Source organism: Phenylobacterium sp., assembly GCF_035309685.1.
Lineage (GTDB): Bacteria > Pseudomonadota > Alphaproteobacteria > Caulobacterales > Caulobacteraceae > Phenylobacterium.
Map to the genome: position 1 here is coordinate 128093 of NZ_DATGEX010000031.1, position 19021 is coordinate 147113.

Genomic DNA, 19021 nt, shown 5'->3' on the forward strand with positions numbered 1-19021 from the left:
GGCCGTCCGGCTGGGGCTCAAGGCGGCTACTGGCCGAGCGCGTGGGTTCGGGACGGCGCGCGCATAGACCTCGCCCGCGGGCTCTGCGAGCGGCGGGGGTGCTATGGAAAGGGCGTCAGTCATCGGAACGGCGTTCGCTTACGCCCAGCTTGGCCGTGGCGCCAGTCCAAAAGCTTACCCAAAACCGCTCATCCCGGCGAAAGCCGGGACCCGAGCTGAGTCCGCGGTTAGGCCAGGGCGCTCGCATAAGCCCCGACCGCCGGTTGGATCCCGGCTTTCGCCGGGACGAGTGGAAACAAGGAAAGCTCAGCCCTTCTTCGCCTTGCCCGCCGAACAGGCCCAGCCGTCGCCCGACTTCCGCGCCACGCCCGGGTAGGGGCACAGCAGCTGGGTCGCTCCGCTCTGGCTGGTGGCGGTGACCGCCTTGGGCGCTTCGCCCGCCTCGACCCAGCGGTCCACGATGGAAAGCCAGTCCACCGTGTTCGGCCCAGCCCCACCCTGGCAGTGCAGCATGCCGGGGATCATGTAGAGCCGGTAGAAGCTGTCGGCGTTCTTGGTCTGGGCCTCCACCAGGTCGTGGTACTTGATGGAGCCGCGCGGCACGACCGCCGGGTCGTTCCAGCCGTGATACTGGATCAGCTTGCCGCCGCGCTTTTCGAAGGGCGTCAGGTTGGCGTTGGTGGCGTCGAGGTCATGGACCACGTGCTGGCGGTCGCGGTCGTACCCGGCGCCGGTGTCCATCTTCAGGAAGTCGAACGCCGGGTCGTCGTGGATCAGGTACTTCATGAACTGCGAGCCCATGGCGTGGCCGGAGGACTCCGTCCAGCGGTCCTGGGAGACGCCGGTGTTCCAGGCCTGCCAGCCGCCGCGCATGGCTTCCGCGCCCGGCTCGAAGCCATAGAAGGCCGGCTTGCCGTTCACGGTCCGGCCGCCATAGATCGCCTTGGCCGAGGCGATCTGCGGGGCGGTCAGGCAGCCTGAGGTCTCGCCCGGCTTGCACTTCAGGACCGCGGGATCGAAATGGCAGGCGAGCTGGTCGTGGATGTAGGGCTCGCCGCCTGCGCATTGCTTCAGGGCGGCGTCCTGCAGGAGCTGCAGCTGCTCGGTCCCGAGGTAGCCGCCCGGCCGGGCCAGCACCTGTTGCATATAGGCGCGGCCGCCGTAGCCCAGCGTGTTGTAGTTGGCCGTGGCGCCGGCGACGATGCCGTCGAAGTCGTTCGGGAAGCGCTGGACCTCCATCATCGCCTCGCGCCCGCCGGCCGAGCAGCCGACGAAGTAGGAGCGCTTGGGCGCTGTGTCCTTCTGGGCCTTGACCAGCAGCTTGCCGGCCTCGGTGGTCTCCTTCAGCGAGCGCCAGCCGAAGTCGGCGATCTTTTCCGGATGGTGCAGGGCCCAGACCGCGGTGCGGCCGTTGCCCGTATGGCCGTCGTCGGTGCCGGCCGAGGCGTAGCCCTCGTCGGCGCGCAGCTTGACCTGGGCTGTCGGGATCTGGCCGGCCAGGCCCCCGTTGCCCACCTGGACGAACTTGCCGTTCCAGGCGGAACCCACCGGGATCATCACCTCGATCTGGATGTCGCTGTCCGAGGTCGGATGGCTGCGCAGATGGATGTCGCAGGCCTGGCCGCCCTTGATCGCCACCGGCTTGGCGGAGGTGATCTCGGCGTGCGGCAGGCTGGTCCTGGCCATGTCGGCGCAGGACGTCTCGGCGCGGGCGGCCCCGGATACGAACAGGGGCGCGACCAGCGCCACGGCGGCGCCGGCGGCGAACAGGATCCGCTTCATCGGCTCAGCCCTTCTTCTTCGGAACGGCGCAGGCGTAGCTGTCGCCGGTCTTCTGCGCCACGCCCGGGAACGGGCAGAGCACCTGGCTGGCTGGGCCGCCGGGCGCCTGGCCTGGACCACCCTTCGCCACCAGTTCGCCGGGCGCCTTCTTGGCTGTGACCCAGCCGTCGAGTTCGGCCACCCAATCGACGTTCGACGGCCCAACCCCGCCGCCGCAGTGGAGCATGCCCGGGATCAGGTAGAGCTTATAGAAGCCGTCGACGTCGCCCATCGTCTTGCGGACGTCCTCGTAATAGAGGACCGACGAGCGCGGCGGGATCGCCGAGTCGTTCCAGCCGTGGAACTGGATCAGCTTGCCGCCGTGCGCCTTGAAGGCGGCAAGGTTCGGGTCGGGTGAGTCCAGGACCGCCGCCATCTTCTTGCGCGCGTTTTCATACGGGCTGCCCATGTCCATCTTCAGATAGTCGAAATTGGCGTCGTCGAAGCCGAAGTATTTGAAGGCGTTGGAGGAGAACGACGGGCCGGCGGCGCGTTGGTTGGTCTCCGGGGTCGGGCCGGTGATCCAGGCGTCCCAGCTGCCTCTGAGCGCCTCGGCGCCGGGGCTGTAGCCCGGGAAGATCAGCTTGCCCTTGGCGTCCTTGTGGCCCTCGTACATGGCCTTGGCGGTGGCGACCTGCGGGGCGGTCAGGCAGCCGCCCCCATCAGAATTTGGCGTCTGGCCGGCCTTGCAGGCGAGCTTGCCCGGATCGAAGTGGCAGCTCATCGGGTCGCGGATCATCACGTCGCCACCGCATTGCGCCAGCGCGGTCTTCTGCAGCAGCTCGCGCTGCGGGGCGCCGAGATAGCCGCCGGGCTTGGTCATCAGCTGCTGCTGCACCGCCGACAGGCCGAACAGCTGGCTCATGTAGTTGGCCGGCGCGCCGGCGACGATGCCGTCGAAATCGGTGGGGAAGCGCTGCGCCTCCATCAGCGCCTCGCGGCCGCCGTCGGAACAGCCGTAGAAGTACGACTTGCTGGGCTTGCCCATCTTGGCCGCCAGGATCGCCTTGGAGGCGTCGGTCGTCTCCTTCAGCGCCCGCCAGCCGAAGTCGACGACCTTTTCCGGGTGACCGAGCGCCCAGGACGCATTGGTGCCGACCGGGTCCTGGTGGCCGTCGTCGGTGCCGGCGACGGCGTACCCCGCCTTGACCGGTCCGTTGAACGAGGCGCGCGGGATGGAGCCCGCGAACCCCCCGTTGCCGACTTGCACGAACTTGCCGTTCCAGGCCGCGCCTTCTGGAATCCACAGCTCGAGCCGGATGTCGCTGTCGGCGGTGGGCTTGCTGGTCACCGACACCTTGCAGACCTGCTTGTCGCCGACCGCCTCGACGACCGCCTTGGTCACCGTGGCGTGCGGCAGGCTGGTCTTGGTCAGGTCGGCGCAGGCCGTCTCGGCGCGGGCCGCCATCGGCGCCGCCAAGCTGAGCGCGGTCACCGCGCAACCCGCCAGCATCATGGTGGTGAATTTCATCGAACCGCCTCCCCTATTTGTTGAGGCGATTTAGGCACAGCTGCCTGCGGGGCGCAAAGCGGCGGTAGAAGGAACCACGAAATACACGAAATACACGAAAGGCGCGGAGCGCGAGCTGATCGCCCCCTCGGCCGCCCGGCAGCTCTCTTTCGTGTATTTCGTGTATTTCGTGGTTCGAAACGACTGAGCCACCGCTTTCGCGGAGGCTCAGGAAACATCGTCTCGTATTATTGGCTAGTTCCGGAAGACCGCGGCCATCGACGGGTCGTTGGGCATTTCGCGGTACTGCTGCAGCTCGTTGCGGCCGACCACCATGTGGTGCACCTCGTCCGGGCCGTCGGCGATGCGCAGGGTGCGGGTGTTGGCGTACATCCGCGCCAGCGGCGTGTGCTGCGAGACGCCGAGCGCCCCGTGCATCTGGATCGCCTCGTCGATGATCTGGCAGACGCGCTCGGGCACCATGGCCTTGACCATGTGGATCCACACGCGGGCCTCGCGGTTGCCGAGCACGTCCATCGCCTTGGCCGCCTTCAGCACCATCAGGCGCATGGCCTCGATGTCGATGCGGGCGCGGCTGACGCGCTCGATGTTGCCGCCCAGTTGGATGATCGGCTTGCCGAAGGCCACGCGCTGCATGCCGCGGGTGACCATCAGGTCGAGCGCCTTCTCGGCCGAGCCGATGGCGCGCATGCAGTGGTGGATGCGCCCCGGTCCCAGGCGCAGCTGGCTGATCTCGAAGCCGCGGCCTTCGCCCAGCAGCATGTTCGAGGCCGGCACGCGGGCGTTGTGGAAGCGGATGTGCATGTGGCCGTGCGGCGCGTCGGGGTCGCCGAACACCTGCTGGCCCTGGACGATCTCGACGCCCTCGGTGGGCAGCGGCACCAGGATCTGCGACTGCATCAGCTGCGGCGGGTCGTTCTCGCCGCCGGTGCGGACCATGCAGATCATGATCTTGCAGCGCGGGTCGCCGGCGCCGGAGATGTAATGCTTCTCGCCGCTGATGATGTACTCGTCGCCGACGCGCACGGCGCGGGTGTCGATGTTCTTGGCGTCGGAGCTGGCGGTGTTCAGCTCGGTCATGCAGTAGGCGGAGCGGATCTTGCCCTCCAGCAGGGGCTCCAGCCACTGCTTCTTCTGCTCGGGCGTGCCGACCCGCTCCAGCACCTCCATGTTGCCGGTGTCGGGCGCGGCGCAGTTCATGGTCTCCGACGCCAGCCGGTTCTTGCCGAGCTCCACGGCGATGTAGGCGTAGTCGAGGTTCGACAGACCCTCGCCGGTCTCGGCGTTGGGCAGGAAGAAGTTCCACAGGCCGGCGGCCTTGGCCTTGTCCTTGGCGGCCTCGAGCACCTCAAGCTGGCCGGGCGCATATTGCCAGATGTCCGGACGGCCCTCGCCCAGGCGGTGGAACTCCGCGCTCATCGGCTCGACCACGTCGCGGATGAAGTCCTTGACCTTGTTGAGCAGCGGCACGGCCTTTTCGCTCATCCGAAGGTCGTTGAGCTCGTCCTGCGGGTTCAGCGCGAAGCTCGACTGGGCGCGATCGTGGGCGCGGTCAGCGGTCATGGTCATTCTGGTTTCTCCCACGGGAATTCGTTTGCGCCAGCATTGGCGCATCCCCAGGGTTCAAACAAGTGTTTAAGTGCATCGCTGGCGCCTCCCCTCCCCTGTGGGGACGGTGGCGAGCGAACGCGAGACGGGCGGGGAAGTGTGGCCCAGCGCGCTCACTCGGCAGGCTGACCCACGCTTCCCCACCCTGGCCGCTTACGCGGCCTGTCCCTCCCCGGCACGGGGAGGGGAGATCACTTCACCGGGTAGGAGCCGGCCTTGGCGCAGACGGCGGCCACCAAGGCCTCGTCTTCAGGACCGCCCAGCTTCTTGGGCGTGTCGGAGCGCCAGCTTTCCGGGATCGAGAAGGTGGCCGAGGGCTTGTAGCCACCCATGTTGATGATGTTCTTCTTCTCGCAATCCACCGCGTAGACCGAGCCGACGCCAGTGGGCGGGCCCGACGGCATCAGGTTGGCCGAGGGCTTGGAGATCGCCTGCATCACCACAAGACGGCCGGTCGCCTTGTCCTTGTAGATGTAGTCGGCGTCATAGGACCACTCGATGCCGTTGGCGCCGTCGGCGAACTTGGTCCAGTGCTGGGCATAGGCCGAGCCGGCGGTCGAAAGGGCGATAAGGGCGGAAAACGCCAGGGCGCGACGCATGGGTCTTCGTCTCCAGAGACTGTTGTCGTTCTTCGGAGCGGACCCTAGCCGTGGGACCGTGACGCCGCCAACGGAAATCGAGAGGCCGGTTCAGGCGACCTGGCGCACGGGCTCTGCGACTCGCGGATCGCTGCGCGCCATATAGTCGCGGGTGATCGGCGCCGCGTCGATCCGTTTGGTCAGCTGCATCTGGAAAACGAAATGGCCGCGGTGGCGGAAGGCGAGTTCGCTGATCGCCAGATAGAATTCCCACATCCGGCAGAACCGCTCGTCGTAGATCGCCGCAATCTGGGCCCGCTGCGTTGCGAACCGCTCGCGCCAGCAGCGCAGGGTCTCGGCGTAGTGGAGCCGCAGGATCTCGATGTCGGCGACGATCAGGCCAGCGCGTTCGACGCAGGGCATGACCTCCGAGAGCGCCGGGATATAGCCGCCGGGGAAGATGTACTTCTCGACCCACGGCTGGTTCAGCGCCGGGCCCTCGGAGCGACCGATCGCGTGGACCAGGGCGACGCCGTCGTCTTTCAGCAGCCGCGCGATCTGGTCGAAGTAGTCCTGGTAGTTCGGCCGACCCACATGCTCGAACATGCCCACCGAGACGATCCGGTCATAGGGCCCGGCGACGTCGCGGTAGTCGGTGAGCGTGAAGCGCGCGCGATCCGCCATGCCGGAACTCTCGGACCGCCAGCGCGCGGTGGCCAGCTGCTCGGCGGAGAGCGTGATCCCGTCCACGACCACGTCGGCGGCGCGGGCGATCGACAGTCCCAGGCCGCCCCAGCCGCAGCCGATATCCAGCACCTTCTGGCCGCGTCTGAGCAGCAGCTTGGCGGCGATATGCTGCTTCTTCGCCGCCTGGGCCTGTTCCAGCGTCATGTCCGGCTCGGCGAAATAGGCGCAGCTGTACTGCAGGTCCGGATCGAGGAAACGGCGGTAGAAGTCCACCGACAGGTCGTAGTGGTGGGCCACGTTGCGCCGCGCGGCGGCCCGCGCATTGGCCTGCAGCCGCCGGTCCAGCCACCAGCGGGCCAGTGCATTCGTCCGCTTCAGCGGCCGGTAGCCGGCGTTGCGGCCGATCAGCTCGATGAGATCGTGGATGCCGCCGGTCTCCATGACCAGGCCGCCGGCCATATAAGCCTCGCCGAGCGCCATCGAGGGATAGACGGCGAGCTTCAACGCCCAGAGGCGGCTGGTGATCCGCAGCGCCACCGGCGGCCCTGAGCCATCGCCGAGCGTGATCGCGCGGCCCGACGGCAGGGTCACCTTCAGATCTCCTTCGCGAATGACCCGGCGCAGGTAGGCCTCGAGTGACATGGCCGCGTTCCTGATGGCTGTTCAGATCGTTGAACGAGGCTTTGCGCCGGCGGTTCCCGCACAGGGATCTAAGCCGCGGCAGGGGCGATTTTCCCCCGCGATCCTTGACTCCATCGAGGGCTTTTCCTACTTGCAGCGCGCCGTTGGCACTCAAGGGCCGCGATTGCTAACACGCGGCCTGACGGGCGCCGGCGCAGTCATCAAACCAACCGTCGATTCGAACGGAGAAAGAGCATCATGGCGTTTCGTCCCCTGGGAGACCGCGTCCTCGTCAAGCGCGTCGAGGAAGAAGAGAAGACCAAGGGCGGGATCATCATCCCCGACACCGCGAAGGAAAAGCCGCAGGAAGGCGAAGTCATTTCCGTCGGCCCCGGCGCGCGCGACGACAGCGGCAAGATCCAGCCCCTCGACGTCAAGAAGGGCGACAAGATCCTGTTCGGCAAGTGGTCCGGCACCGAGATCAAGCTCGACGGCGCCGACCTCTTGATCATGAAGGAAAGCGACATCCTGGGCGTGCTCGAGGCCTAAGCGGCTTCCGACCTCCAGAGCTTCCCTCCCCCTTAGAAACTCAGAAAAAGAGAACCCAACATGGCTGCGAAAGACGTTTATTTCGCCTCTGACGCCCGCGACCGCATGCTGCGCGGCGTCAACACCCTCGCCAACGCGGTGAAGGTGACCCTCGGCCCCAAGGGCCGCAACGTGATCATCGAGAAGTCCTTCGGCGCCCCGCGCTCCACCAAGGACGGCGTGTCGGTCGCCAAGGAAATCGAACTGGCTGACCGCTTCGAGAACCTCGGCGCCCAGCTGATCCGCGAAGTCGCGTCGAAGACCAACGACAAGGCGGGCGATGGCACCACCACCGCCACCGTCCTGGCGCAGGCCATCGTCGTCGAAGGCCTGAAGTCGGTCGCGGCCGGCATGAACCCGATGGACCTGAAGCGCGGCGTCGACAAGGCGGTCGCCAAGGTCGTCGAGGAGATCAAGAACTCCTCGCGCAAGGTCACCACCAACGAAGAAATCGCCCAGGTCGGCACCATCTCCGCCAACGGCGACGTGGAAGTCGGCGCGATGATCGCCAAGGCCATGGCCAAGGTCGGCAACGAAGGCGTCATCACGGTTGAGGAAGCCAAGACCGCCGAGACCGAACTCGACGTCGTCGAGGGCATGCAGTTCGACCGCGGCTACCTGTCGCCCTACTTCATCACCAACGCCGAGAAGATGGAGGCCGACCTCGAAGAGCCGATGATCCTGCTCTTCGAAAAGAAGCTCTCCTCGCTGCAGCCCCTGCTGCCGGTGCTGGAAGCGGTCGTTCAGTCGGGCCGTCCCCTGCTGATCATCGCCGAAGACGTCGAAGGCGAGGCGCTGGCCACCCTGGTGGTCAACAAGCTGCGCGGCGGCCTCCGCGTCGCGGCGGTCAAGGCGCCGGGCTTCGGCGATCGCCGCAAGGCGATGCTGGAAGACATCGCCATCCTGACCGGCGGCCAGCTGATCAGCGAAGACCTCGGCATCAAGCTCGAGAACGTGACGCTGGAGATGCTGGGCAAGGCCAAGAAGGTCACCATCACCAAGGACGACACCACCATCGTCGACGGCTCCGGCAACAAGGCCGACATCGAAGGCCGCATTTCCCAGATCAAGAAGCAGGTCGAGGACACCACCTCCGACTACGACAAGGAAAAGCTGCAGGAACGCCTGGCGAAGCTCGCCGGCGGTGTTGCGGTGGTCCGCGTCGGCGGCTCGACCGAAGTGGAAGTGAAGGAAAAGAAGGACCGCGTCGACGACGCGCTCAACGCCACGCGCGCCGCGGTTGAAGAAGGCATCGTGCCTGGCGGCGGTGTTGCGCTCCTCAAGGCCTCCAAGGTTCTGGACGGCTTCAAGGGCGACAACGACGACCAGGAAGCCGGCGTCGCCATCGTGCGCCGCGCGCTGCAGGCCCCGATCCGCCAGATCGCCGAAAACGCCGGCGTCGAAGGCTCGATCGTGGTCGGCAAGGTGCTCGAGAACGCCTCGGCCACCTTCGGCTTCAACGCCCAGACCGAAGAGTACGTCGACATGGTCAAGGCCGGCGTCATCGACCCGGCCAAGGTCGTGCGCACGGCGCTGCAGGACGCGGCCTCGGTCGCCGGCCTGATGATCACCACCGAAGCGGCCATCGTTGAAGCCCCCAAGAAGGGCGGCGGCGGCGCCGGCATGCCCGGCGGCGGCGGCATGGGCGGCATGGGCGACATGGACTTCTAGTCGCCTTAGAAGCCGTCATCCCGGCCAACGGAGCGGCGCAAGCCGCGTAGGCCGAGCCGGGATCGAGAACGAGGGCGGGATCGCAAGGTCCCGCCCTTTTTCCTTGCCCGTCGTCACGACAGCTGTTGGATGTCGCGCGCTAGCGACAGCGCGATCCAGATAGTAGTCTGGACGCCGCGATGTGGCATCGGGGCACTAGCGAATGAGCGATGAGATTGGCCAGATTCGCGGCCTCTTGGATCTTCTGGAAAGCCGGATTGCCTCGTCACCGGACGAAGTGGCATTGCGAGATTTCGCCGCCTTGGAACTTCCGGAGATCGTTGCTGACGTCATTGACTATCTGACGCCGCAACTAACTCCATATGAGGCGGCCTTTTATTTCTATCTGTTCCGGCATTCGATAATTTCGGCAGGGACGCAGTATATCCGGGCGAGCAATCCTCGCTTGCGTGCCATAGCCGCTCCTCCAAAAGGAAACGCGCTGATAAGTGAGCAACAAGTCACTGATTGTCTGAGGAAGCTTGTTGAAAAGGGCGTGATCCGAAAGGAGTCGGAGCCGAACCGTGACGGAACGCTCTACAAGGTGCTGATTCCCGAAGAGATACTATCCTGCCGGGAAGCCATGAAGGTGGCTCTTGCAAGGCCAGTCCCTGTCGTAAATCCACTGGCGGTGGCGGACTATTACAACGTCCGTGAGAACCGAACTGCGATATTCGAGAGAGACGGTTATGCCTGCCAATATTGTCAGAAGCAGCTAACGCGATTCACGGCAACGCTCGACCACATTGTTCCGGTGTCAGCCGGTGGCGGAAATGAGTACGCCAATGTCACTACCGCCTGTCCTGGGTGCAACTCAAAGAAGGCCGGGAAGCCGCTGGGTGATTTTCTAGCGGACACCAACCCCACCTAATCGTCGATGCTGCGTAGATTACTGGGTGACCCTGAGATGACGAATGGGTGGGTAGCCAGTCCCAGCCATAAATCTCATGCCGGCCAGTTTGCCTTCCGGCCTCGGCAACTCAAGGAGCGGCCAGAGGCCGCCCGCGTCGCGGCGCGCCGAAGAGCGCGTCCTTGACTTGCCGAGACCGGAAGGCTCGCATCTGCCGTGAGATTTAAGCACCGGAAGCATCTCACGATGCTTCGCCACTCCTCTCCAATGTCATCCCGGAAAGCCGCGCAGACGGCTTGTCCGGGACCCATAGGCACGAAGCTCTCCGGCTAGCCGCCGGCCATTGGCGCGTATGGGTCCCGGTCTTGGCTGCGCCAAACCGGGATGACATCGGGTGCAGCGTCAAAAACCCCTGGGTCCCCGCTTTCGCGGGGATGAGCGGAATGGGAGGATGGCGAAACAATAAGGCCTGGAGTCCGCGCCGATGTCCCTGCTTTCCGACCTCAAGGTCGTCGAATGGTCCACCTGGGTCGCGGGGCCGGGCTGCGCGGGCGTGATGGCCGACTGGGGCGCGAGCGTGATCAAGGTGGAGTCGGCGGCCGGCGACGCCACCCGCGCCTTCTTCCCCGACACCGCCGAGAGCCCGGGCAATCCGGTCTTCACGATGGAGAACCGCGGCAAGCGCGGCGTGGTGCTCGACACCGCCAAGCCGGAGGGCCGCGCGGCCCTGGTGGCGCTGCTCAAGCAGGCCGACGTCTTCATCACCAACGTGCGCCCAGGCTCGCTCGCCCGCGCCAGGCTCGACTTCGACAGCCTGAAGGCGGAGCTGCCGCAGCTGATCTACGCCAATGTCACGGGCTACGGCCTGACCGGCGAGATGGCCGACACCGCCGCCTTCGACATCACCGCCTTCTGGACCCGCAGCGGAGTCGCCCACGCCTTCATCCCGCCGGACCAGGAGCCGTTCGCAAGCCGCCCGGGCTTCGGCGACCACTTCACCGCGCTGGCGACGCTGTCGGGCATCCTGGCGGCGGTGCATGAGCGGACGCGCACCGGGCGCGGGCGGCAGGTGGAGACGGCGCTGATGCGGGTCGGCGCCTATGCCGTCGGCTGGGACCTGTCGCTGCAGCTGCGCTATGGCGACGTCACCACCGCGCAACCGAAGAAGGACCGCATGGTGGCGCTCTCCGGCTTCTTCCACACCGCTGACGACCGCTGGCTATGCATCGTGGTGAAGAGCCCTGCCGACTATCCCAACGTCATGCGCGCCTTCGGCCGCGGCGACATCCTGGCCGAGCCCCGATACCTGCCGCCCTACGCCGACATCGAGGACGTCCGCCACGTGCGTGCGATCCTGGAGGCGGGGTTCGAGGCGCTGACGCTGGAAGAGGCGGGCGACCTGCTCAACACCGCCGACGTCGCGTGGGCGCCGATGGACACCCTGCAGGACCTGGAGATGAACCCGCAGGCGCACGAGGCCGGCTGCTTCGTCGACACGCCCGACGGCTGGGGCGGCAGCTTCTTTGGACCCGCCTCGCCGGTGCGCTTCCCCGGCCTCGACACCAGTCCCAGGGGCCCGGCGCCCAAGCTTGGCCAGCACACCCGCGAGGTGCTCGCCGAGGCCGGCTACGCCGCCGACGAGGTCGAGGCGCTGATCGCGGCGGGGGTCGCGCTCTAGCGCCAGTCGCGGCGGTACTCGCGCCGGTCGTCGCGCAGCACCATGCCGCCGATCCAGCTGGAGATGCCGGTGACGATCGCGGCCAGCACGCCGGCCAGCAGGCCGTGCACCTCGAAGCCCGGAACCACGACCGAGACCAGCCCGATCATCGCGGCGTTCACGATCAGCAGGAACAGGCCCAGCGTCAGGATCGTCAGCGGCAGGGTCAGGATGGTCACCACCGGGCGCACGAAGGCGTTCACGATGCCCAGCAGCAGGGCCGCCAGGATCAGCGCCGTGGTGTCCCTGACGTAGATCCCCGGGACCAGCTTGGAAGCGACCCAGAGGCCCAGCGCCCCGAAGATCACCCGGACGACGAACTTGGCGAGCATGCGGCCTCCGCGTTTTCGCCTACGAATATGGGACGGGCGGAGCTTGACTGCCAGCACCGCCCGAAGAACTGCTTTGGGCGGCTTAGGAAAAGGGTTTCAGCCCGACACGCGCACGGCGCATTTTGGCCGCAGCGGGCGGGTCTAGCTGCGCCCCGCGTAACTGAGGTTTGGGAGACTGACCGCTTGCGGCCGCACAGCTATCGACGCCTGATCATTCCGGCTCTGTTGGTGAGCCTTGCCGCCTGCGCGGGCGGACCGCCGCCGGACAAGGGGCCCGGCTGGCGCGGCGGGCCGACCCGCGGCGAGCGGCTGGCGCCGGTGCGCCTGTTCATCAGCCCGTCGGGCGAGCCGTTCCGCGGCGAGAACGGCTTCGAGCGCTGGTTCGACCAGACCGACACCGACCACGACGGGTCCATCGACCTGGCGGAGTTCCGCGCCGACGCCCTGCACTCCTTCAAGGTGGTCGACACCAACGGCGACGGGGTGATCAGCGGGCTCGAACTGCAGCACTACGAGCACGACCTGGTGCCCGAGGTGAGCAGCGAGACCTTCGACACCGGCCCGACTGCCGGTCAGCGCCCCAGCGGCGGCGGCGGCGGTGGCGGCGGCGGCCGTCGTGGCGGCGGAGGACGCGGCGGTGGAGCTGGCGGCCCTGGCGGCGGCGGTCGGAGCGGCGGCGCCAACGACACCGGCTTTGGGCCCGACCTTTCCCAATCGGCGCCGGCCCGCGATCCCCGCGCCGGCCTGATGGGCGCGGCGCGCTATTCGTTGATCAACGAGCCGGAGCCGATCGCGGCGGCGGACGCCGACCTCGACGGCAAGGTCACCCTGGCCGAATGGATGACGATCACCGACCGCCGCTTCACCAAGCTGGATCGCCTGAAGACCGGCAAGCTCACCCGCGACAGCCTACTGCACCCGCCGCCTCCGCCGCCCAAGCCGAAGACGCCCTAGGCGCTGACCGTTTCCACCACCGGCACGGTCTCGCTGAGCCGCCCGCCGATGCGGATCGGCTCGACGCGGCGCGCCAGGCCCGTGGCGTTGTCGGTCTCGACGAACACGCCGCAGACCGTGGCCGGGCCTTCCGCCGGCTTGTAGCGGCCGCCCGAGATGCGGGTGGTGAAGCGCCGCAGCGGCTCTTCCTTCTGGTTGCCGATCACGCTGTCGTAGTCGGCGCAGGCGCCGGCGTCGGTCTGGTAGGCGGTGCCGCCGGTCAGGATCTGGGCGTCGGCGGTGGGCACATGGGTGTGGGTGCCGACCACCAGGCTGGCGCGCCCGTCGCAGAAGTGGCCCATGGCCATCTTCTCCGAGGTGGCCTCGGCGTGCATGTCGACCACGATGGCGTCGGCGACCGCGCCCAGCGGGCAGGCCTCCAGCTCCTTGTCGACCGCGGCGAAGGGGTCGTCGAGGCTGTCCATGTGCACGCGGCCGAGCAGGTTGATCACCAGGATCTGCTTGCCGGTCCCGGTCTCGAAGAGTTGGGCGCCGCGTCCGGGCGCGTCGGAGAAGGCCGAATAGTTCAAGGGCCGGATCAGCCGGGGCTCCCGCACGATGTAGGTGAGCGCCTCCTTCTGGTCCCAGCTGTGGTTGCCGAGCGTCAGCGCGTCGGCGCCGGCGTCGAACAGCTCGCGCGCCGTGGATTCGGTGATGCCGAAGCCCGCCGCGGCGTTCTCGGCGTTGACGATGACGAACTCCAGCCCCAGGCGCTTGCGCAGGCCCGGCAGGTGATCGGCGATGCCGTCACGGCCCGCGCGGCCGACCACATCTCCAAAGAAGGCAAATCTCATCTGCCCTCCTTAACGACTTCGATGAACTCCGTCTCCGTCACGATGGCGTCGAGCCGCTGGTCGTGGGCGTCCATGGGCGCCTCGTCGATTTCCTGGCCGGAAAACGCCACGCCCAGCACAAAGACCGGGCGCTGGCGGCGCAGCGCCTTGAGCGTGCGGTCGTAGTGGCCGCCGCCCTGGCCCAGGCGCCCGCCGCGCCGGTCGAAGGCCAGCAGCGGGGTGATCAGCAGGTTCGGCAGCACTTCGGGCGCCGAGGCCGGCGGCGAGGGGATGCCGCAGGCGTCCTTCTCCAGCGGCTGGTCGGGGCGCCAGAGCCGGAATTTCAGCGGCGAGTTCTTGTCGAGCGCCACCGGCAGCGCCGCCTGGGCGTGGCCGGCGTTGAGCTCCAGGATCGCCTGCAGGATCGGGCCGGGGTCGAGCTCGGAGCCCTGGGCGCAATAGGCGCCCACCAGGCTGAACCGGGAGAAGCGGGAAACGGGAAGGCGCCTGGCCGCGCGTATGGCAGCGTCGGGGTTCTCGTCCGCCAGGTGGCGGCGCAGCGCGCGCATCTCGATGCGCAGCTTTTTTTTGTCGAGGACCTGTTTGTTGGGCGGCGGGGTCACAGCCCTGACTTTACAGGGAAAAGGTGAGCAAAGGGTGGCGGCGCCGTGAGAACCGTGAAGGACTGTTTCATTCCCTCGACCTGGTAGACCAGGTGGGCGCCGTGTGCTCGAGACCACGATCCCGAACAGGGACAGCTCCCTAAGAGTGAATTAAGGTCGCTGGAATATGTCGCCTTCGACGTGGGCCGCAGCAGACCCGCCGGCAGCCAATGTAGGGCCGCGGGGCCCGGTTCTCAAGCGCGGCGCTTTAGCCGCCCTTGCTGTGGGCGATCAGCATGGCCAGCTGCGCCAGCGGGAAGGTCGCCGGAACCAGCAGCGAGCCCCACAGGCCCATGGCGAACGCGGTTTTCCGGTAGCGGCCGACATCGGCCGGCTTCACCCAGGCCTCCACGGCCGGACCCAGCAGATAGAAGACGTTGGCGAAGCCCATCACCACCAGGAACACGGTCCCCAGGAACAGCGTCATGCCGAGGCCGCCGCGCCAGTCCTTCCAGACCGGATGGCCGAAGGCGTAGTTCAGGCCGACCGCCGCAGCGTAACCGGCCCAGCCGCCGGCTGCGAGGGTGAGGTTGTAGCGAAGTCGCCGGACCTGCCACCAGGTCCAGGTCTCGCCCGGGATGAAGGGGTTGGACTGCACGCTATCGAGGGAAGCCATGGGCCTGCTCCGTCTTGACGGGGCAGACTAGCACGGAGTGCTAGCTGGCGGCAGCGGAGCCCTGGCCGGACCCGCGTAAATATAGGTTCGTGAGATAGGTCGTGGCGACAATCAGCGTGACGAAATAGATCAAGGCAAAGGCCAGGTAAGCGGCCCAGCTGGCTCCGGTCATGTCATGTCCGGTCGGCACGAGGCCGGTCAGCCACAAGAGCACTGTGCTTGGCGCGAGAATCAAAAGCATGCCGAGATAGATACCTCGTCCTGAACCTCTCGCGATCTTTAGGGCCGCATGTGTCGATCGATCCTGAGCGCCAAGTGCGACGGCGATGAAGACCATCGCCCAGGGGCTTGCGAGGACGAGCACCAGCAAACTGAACAGGTCTGCGAGCGCACTCAGGAACCAATGCGAAGCGCTCGGCAACTGAGACTTCAGCCAGGGTTCCGCTCCGTTGACGAAGCGAATGAAAACCCCGGCGAAAAGCCATCGCCATAGAAATCCCCAAAGGGCGCCAATGGGGACAGATAGCAGCGATCCGCGCTGGCCCGTTGCGAGGTAGCGGGTCCATCGGATCGAGGCGATCATGGGCAGAGCAGCGAAGGCGAGCAGGAAGGCCACCAGGCCCCAGAGGGTCTCTATCGCTTCCACCTTCGAGATGGGCTTGGTGGCGATCATGGCGAGCAGCACCAGCGGAAGCGAACAGTAGGCGACGAACCACGGGCCGGCCTCCCAGGCGACCGCGTCACGCTCGCGACTCAGCAGGACCAGCGCCTCAGCGACATTGCCCTTCGCCTGCATGGCCGGAACTATCTTCGGCGGAGACCTTCGACGTTCTTCAAGCTCCGCCCATGACCGGTTCATGTTGCGCGCGGTGAACGGCACATAGGCAATCGCGGAGCCTATCAGCATCGGCCAAATTGCCAGACCTATCGCGCGTCCGGAGAAGAGCGTCGGCCAAATCGTGATTCCTGCGGCCATGGCGGCGAAACTCGCCAGCACCAGAGCGACGCCGATCGCGACCAACAGCCGAAGCCGGACAGCCAGCGCGGCCGCAAGTGGGCGCGATACTATCGGCAGCGCCACGACGCAGAGCACTGAGATGACCATCGCCCACGTCTGGGCGTCCGATGTAAGCAACAGCCCCGCGCCCACCGAGATGATGAGGCATAGCACTACGAACGGCAGCGCGAATGTTTGCAATGTGGACCCCCCGGCCTGAAGTCGGAGGTTGCGCTGAGATCGTTGGCGCCTCAAGCGAAAGCGCGGCCTACGCCTCTTCGCTGGCCAGCTTCTCGATCCGTTTGGCGGCGCCTTCCAGGGCGCTGACGGCGCGGCTTTCGGCGCGGGCGCGGTCGGCCTGCAGGCGCGCGACCTCGGCCTGCAGGGCGCCCAGGCGGCCCCGGGCGTCGGCCAGTTCGTCGGCCAGCAGCAGGGCCCCCATCAGGAACAGCCGCGTGTCGCCGAGCTGGCCCATGTCCTGGCCGACCTGGCGCACCTGATGGTCGAACATCTTGGCGAGTTCCATGAGGTGGGCTTCCTGCCCGTCCTCGCAGCCGACGGCATAGGGCCGACCGTTCACCTCGACGCTGATCTGGGCCATGCCGCTAGTGCTCCGCGGAGGATTGAGGCGCGGCGCCGTTCAGGGCGGCGCGGATTTCCAGGATGGCGCGGCCGAGCGCCGCCGAGGCCTCGGCGCCGGCGGCCTCCAGCTCGCGTTCGCGGGCGCGGGCGTCGTCCAGCTGGGCGGCCAGGTTGGCGCGGTCCTGGTCGAACAGGCCGCCGACCGCGTCGCCCGCCGTCTTCAGCCGCTGACTCAGCCGCTGCTCAAGCACGTGCACCGCCTGTTCCAACCGCCGGGCCGCCAGGTCCAGGGCGCTCTCGCCGCCGCTCATCGCCGTCCTCCTGTTGCCGTTGACTATAGACCCGCGTCGCTTCCCTTCGAAAGCGCGCCCTTTCCTTGACCCATGCGTTTCGTCATGCGACCCCGCGCGCACTCCCGCCGCCGGACTTTCGAAGGGTTCCTATGCCTGCGCCGCTGCAATCCATGGCCAATGCGATCCGCGCCCTTTCGATGGACGCGGTGCACCGCGCGAAGTCCGGCCACCAGGGGATGCCGCTCGGCATGGCCGACGTGGCGACCGTGTTGTTCACGAAATTCCTGAAATACGACGCGTCGCAGCCGTCCTGGGCCGACCGCGACCGCTTCGTGCTCTCGGCCGGCCACGGCTCGATGCTGCTCTATTCGCTCCTGCACCTGACCGGCGTGAAGGCCGTCACCATGGAGCAGATCAAGAACTTCCGACAGCTGGGCTCCAACACGCCCGGTCACCCGGAGTACGGCCATACGCCGGGCGTCGAGACCACCACCGGGCCGCTGGGTCAGGGCCTCGCCACCGCGGTCGGCATGGCCATGGCCGAGCGGCACGTGAATTCGCGCTTCGGCGACGAGCTGGTCGACCACCGCACCTGGGTGATCGCCGGCGACGGCTGCCTGATGGAGGGCGTCAGCCACGAAGCGATCAGCCTGGCTGGGCGCTTCAAGCTCAACAAGCTGACCGTCCTCTTCGACGACAACGACACCACCATCGACGGCCGCGCGACCATCGCCGAGACCGGCGACCAGCTGATGCGCTTCAAGGCGGCCGGCTGGGCGGTGAAACAGGTCGACGGGCACGACTACGCCAAGATCGCCGCGGCCATGCGCTGGGCGACGAAGCAGGACAAGCCGACACTGATCGCCTGCAAGACGATCATCCTCAAGGGCGCCGGGCCGATGGAGGGCGACAGCCACGGCCACGGCTACGCCCTGTTCGACGACCAGATCCGCGACGCGCGCATCGCCATGGGCTGGGAGGCGCCGCCCTTCGTGGTGCCCGACGAGGTGCTGAAGCCCTGGCGGGCCGCCGGGCGGCGCGGCGCGAAGGCGCGCAAGGCCTGGGCGGCGGCGCTGGCCGCCTCGCCCAAGCGGGCCGAGTTCGAGCGCGCCATGGCCGGCGATCTGCCCGCCGGCGCCTTCGAAGGCCTGGACGCGCTGATCGCCAAGGCCGAGGCCGACAAACCCGCCGCCGCCACCCGCCAGCACTCCGGCTCGGCCTTGGAAAAGCTGGCGCCGGTGATCCATGAGATGATCGGCGGCTCGGCGGACCTGACCGGCTCGAACAACACCATCGTCAAGGACATGGGGACCTTCGATTTCCCCGGTTACGCCGGCCGCTACGTCCACTATGGCGTGCGCGAGTTCGGCATGGCCGCGGCGATGAACGGCCTGGCCCTGCACGGCGGGGTGATCCCCTATTCCGGGACGTTCCTGGTGTTCTCCGACTACAGCCGCCCGGCGATCCGCCTGGGCGCGCTCATGGGCATCCGGGTGATCCATGTGATGACCCACGATTCCATCGGGGTCGGCGAGGATGGGCCCACCCATCAGCCGGTGGAGCAGGTGGCGTCACTCCGCGCGATCCCCAACCTCAACGTCTTCCGCCCGGCGGACGCGGTGGAGACCGCCGAGTGCTGGAAGCTGGCGCTCAATTCGACCAAGGCCCCCTCGGTCATGGCGCTCTCGCGCCAGAAGGTTCCCGCCGTCCGCGGCGTGGTGGCCGGCGAAAGCCTCTCGGCCCGGGGCGCCTATCAGCTCCTGGGCGCGAGCAAACCCGCCCAGGTGACAATCTTCGCGTCGGGCACGGAAGTCTCCGTCGCGGTCGCCGCGCGCGACCTGCTGGAGGCCGACGGCGTCGGCTGCCGCGTGGTCTCGACGCCCTGCTGGGAGCTGTTCGACGCCCAGCCCACCGACTATCAGGCCCAGGTGATCGGCGAGACCCCGGTGCGCGTCGCCGTCGAGGCCGGCGTCCGCGAAGGCTGGGAGCGCTTCATCGGCGAGAACGGCGCCTTCGTCGGCATGAAGAGCTTCGGCGCCAGCGCACCCGCCGAGGTGCTGTTCAAGCACTTCGGCATCACCGCCGAGGCGGTGGCCGCCGCCGCCAAGGCGAAGCTCTAACG

The 19021-nt window shown here is 67.4% G+C and carries 18 protein-coding genes; 6 read left to right on the forward strand and 12 right to left on the reverse strand.

Annotation, left to right across the window (positions count from 1 at the left end; all coding sequences use genetic code 11):
- Positions 1 to 306: 306 nt before the first annotated feature.
- From VKQ35_RS10165 to VKQ35_RS10185, 5 genes are all read right to left on the reverse strand, one after another.
- Positions 307 to 1782: a tannase/feruloyl esterase family alpha/beta hydrolase gene (locus VKQ35_RS10165; RefSeq protein WP_324361141.1), complete on the reverse strand. Its 1476-nt coding sequence runs from the start codon at positions 1780 to 1782 to the stop codon at positions 307 to 309.
- Between the two features lie 4 nt (positions 1783 to 1786).
- A complete protein-coding gene (locus tag VKQ35_RS10170) occupies positions 1787 to 3292 on the reverse strand; it encodes a tannase/feruloyl esterase family alpha/beta hydrolase (RefSeq protein WP_324361143.1) in 1506 nt (501 codons plus the stop codon).
- A gap of 234 nt (positions 3293 to 3526) precedes the next feature.
- Positions 3527 to 4861, reverse strand: coding sequence for an acyl-CoA dehydrogenase family protein (locus VKQ35_RS10175; RefSeq protein WP_349254741.1), 1335 nt, complete (start codon positions 4859 to 4861; stop codon positions 3527 to 3529).
- Positions 4862 to 5091: 230 nt separating this feature from the next.
- Positions 5092 to 5499, reverse strand: coding sequence for a hypothetical protein (locus VKQ35_RS10180; RefSeq protein ID WP_324361145.1), 408 nt, complete (start codon positions 5497 to 5499; stop codon positions 5092 to 5094).
- Positions 5500 to 5589: 90 nt separating this feature from the next.
- Positions 5590 to 6807, reverse strand: a complete 1218-nt coding sequence (locus VKQ35_RS10185; protein ID WP_324361147.1) for a cyclopropane-fatty-acyl-phospholipid synthase family protein — start codon at positions 6805 to 6807, stop codon at positions 5590 to 5592.
- Positions 6808 to 7044: 237 nt separating this feature from the next.
- On the opposite strand from VKQ35_RS10185, the gene groES reads away from it, so the two are divergent.
- The 4 genes from groES (at position 7045) to VKQ35_RS10205 (ending at position 11612) form a co-directional block, all read left to right on the forward strand.
- Complete coding sequence (gene groES / locus VKQ35_RS10190; protein ID WP_324361149.1) at positions 7045 to 7335, forward strand: co-chaperone GroES; 291 nt, start codon at positions 7045 to 7047, stop codon at positions 7333 to 7335.
- Between the two features lie 60 nt (positions 7336 to 7395).
- Positions 7396 to 9045: a chaperonin GroEL gene (gene groL, locus VKQ35_RS10195; protein WP_324361151.1), complete on the forward strand. Its 1650-nt coding sequence runs from the start codon at positions 7396 to 7398 to the stop codon at positions 9043 to 9045.
- 202 nt (positions 9046 to 9247) lie between these two features.
- The gene (locus VKQ35_RS10200; RefSeq protein WP_324361152.1) at positions 9248 to 9955 is read left to right on the forward strand and encodes an HNH endonuclease; all 708 of its coding nucleotides are present in this window, start codon (positions 9248 to 9250) and stop codon (positions 9953 to 9955) included.
- A gap of 463 nt (positions 9956 to 10418) precedes the next feature.
- Positions 10419 to 11612 (forward strand): CaiB/BaiF CoA-transferase family protein, encoded by a 1194-nt coding sequence (locus VKQ35_RS10205; RefSeq protein ID WP_324361154.1) that lies wholly within the window; start codon positions 10419 to 10421, stop codon positions 11610 to 11612.
- On the opposite strand, the gene VKQ35_RS10210 is transcribed toward VKQ35_RS10205, so the two are convergent.
- The gene (locus tag VKQ35_RS10210) at positions 11609 to 11983 is read right to left on the reverse strand and encodes a phage holin family protein (RefSeq protein ID WP_324361156.1); all 375 of its coding nucleotides are present in this window, start codon (positions 11981 to 11983) and stop codon (positions 11609 to 11611) included. The genes VKQ35_RS10205 and VKQ35_RS10210 overlap by 4 nt on opposite strands.
- Positions 11984 to 12211: 228 nt before the next feature.
- Between VKQ35_RS10210 and VKQ35_RS10215 the strand changes: the two genes are divergently transcribed.
- On the forward strand, positions 12212 to 12937 hold the full coding sequence (locus VKQ35_RS10215) for an EF-hand domain-containing protein (protein WP_324361158.1): 726 nt from the start codon (positions 12212 to 12214) through the stop codon (positions 12935 to 12937).
- On the opposite strand, the gene VKQ35_RS10220 is transcribed toward VKQ35_RS10215, so the two are convergent.
- The 6 genes from VKQ35_RS10220 to VKQ35_RS10245 form a co-directional block, all read right to left on the reverse strand.
- Positions 12934 to 13770 (reverse strand): TIGR00282 family metallophosphoesterase, encoded by an 837-nt coding sequence (locus tag VKQ35_RS10220; RefSeq protein WP_324361160.1) that lies wholly within the window; start codon positions 13768 to 13770, stop codon positions 12934 to 12936. The two genes, VKQ35_RS10215 and VKQ35_RS10220, sit on opposite strands and share 4 nt — an antisense overlap.
- A complete protein-coding gene (locus tag VKQ35_RS10225) occupies positions 13767 to 14372 on the reverse strand; it encodes a 5-formyltetrahydrofolate cyclo-ligase (protein WP_324361162.1) in 606 nt (201 codons plus the stop codon). Before VKQ35_RS10225 ends, VKQ35_RS10220 begins: the two co-directional genes overlap by 4 nt.
- Positions 14373 to 14619: 247 nt before the next feature.
- On the reverse strand, positions 14620 to 15027 hold the full coding sequence (locus VKQ35_RS10230) for a hypothetical protein (protein ID WP_324361164.1): 408 nt from the start codon (positions 15025 to 15027) through the stop codon (positions 14620 to 14622).
- 40 nt (positions 15028 to 15067) lie between these two features.
- On the reverse strand, positions 15068 to 16225 hold the full coding sequence (locus tag VKQ35_RS10235) for a hypothetical protein (RefSeq protein ID WP_324361166.1): 1158 nt from the start codon (positions 16223 to 16225) through the stop codon (positions 15068 to 15070).
- 67 nt (positions 16226 to 16292) lie between these two features.
- Positions 16293 to 16625, reverse strand: a complete 333-nt coding sequence (locus VKQ35_RS10240) for a cell division protein ZapA (RefSeq protein ID WP_324361168.1) — start codon at positions 16623 to 16625, stop codon at positions 16293 to 16295.
- 4 nt (positions 16626 to 16629) lie between these two features.
- Entirely contained in the window at positions 16630 to 16917 is a 288-nt protein-coding gene (locus VKQ35_RS10245) for a DUF4164 family protein (RefSeq protein ID WP_324361170.1), read from the reverse strand.
- Between the two features lie 131 nt (positions 16918 to 17048).
- Between VKQ35_RS10245 and tkt the strand changes: the two genes are divergently transcribed.
- Positions 17049 to 19019 (forward strand): transketolase, encoded by a 1971-nt coding sequence (gene tkt, locus VKQ35_RS10250; RefSeq protein ID WP_324361172.1) that lies wholly within the window; start codon positions 17049 to 17051, stop codon positions 19017 to 19019.
- Positions 19020 to 19021 lie beyond the last annotated feature (2 nt).

Coding starts and splice junctions, on each gene's coding strand:
- VKQ35_RS10165 (WP_324361141.1), bottom strand. CDS start 1,782: ATGAAGCGGATCCTGTTCGCCGCCGGCGCCGCCGTGGCGCTGGTCGCG.
- VKQ35_RS10170 (WP_324361143.1), bottom strand. CDS start 3,292: ATGAAATTCACCACCATGATGCTGGCGGGTTGCGCGGTGACCGCGCTC.
- VKQ35_RS10175 (WP_349254741.1), bottom strand. CDS start 4,861: ATGACCATGACCGCTGACCGCGCCCACGATCGCGCCCAGTCGAGCTTC.
- VKQ35_RS10180 (WP_324361145.1), bottom strand. CDS start 5,499: ATGCGTCGCGCCCTGGCGTTTTCCGCCCTTATCGCCCTTTCGACCGCC.
- VKQ35_RS10185 (WP_324361147.1), bottom strand. CDS start 6,807: ATGTCACTCGAGGCCTACCTGCGCCGGGTCATTCGCGAAGGAGATCTG.
- groES (WP_324361149.1), top strand. CDS start 7,045: ATGGCGTTTCGTCCCCTGGGAGACCGCGTCCTCGTCAAGCGCGTCGAG.
- groL (WP_324361151.1), top strand. CDS start 7,396: ATGGCTGCGAAAGACGTTTATTTCGCCTCTGACGCCCGCGACCGCATG.
- VKQ35_RS10200 (WP_324361152.1), top strand. CDS start 9,248: ATGAGCGATGAGATTGGCCAGATTCGCGGCCTCTTGGATCTTCTGGAA.
- VKQ35_RS10205 (WP_324361154.1), top strand. CDS start 10,419: ATGTCCCTGCTTTCCGACCTCAAGGTCGTCGAATGGTCCACCTGGGTC.
- VKQ35_RS10210 (WP_324361156.1), bottom strand. CDS start 11,983: ATGCTCGCCAAGTTCGTCGTCCGGGTGATCTTCGGGGCGCTGGGCCTC.
- VKQ35_RS10220 (WP_324361160.1), bottom strand. CDS start 13,770: ATGAGATTTGCCTTCTTTGGAGATGTGGTCGGCCGCGCGGGCCGTGAC.
- VKQ35_RS10230 (WP_324361164.1), bottom strand. CDS start 15,027: ATGGCTTCCCTCGATAGCGTGCAGTCCAACCCCTTCATCCCGGGCGAG.
- VKQ35_RS10240 (WP_324361168.1), bottom strand. CDS start 16,625: ATGGCCCAGATCAGCGTCGAGGTGAACGGTCGGCCCTATGCCGTCGGC.
- VKQ35_RS10245 (WP_324361170.1), bottom strand. CDS start 16,917: ATGAGCGGCGGCGAGAGCGCCCTGGACCTGGCGGCCCGGCGGTTGGAA.
- tkt (WP_324361172.1), top strand. CDS start 17,049: ATGCCTGCGCCGCTGCAATCCATGGCCAATGCGATCCGCGCCCTTTCG.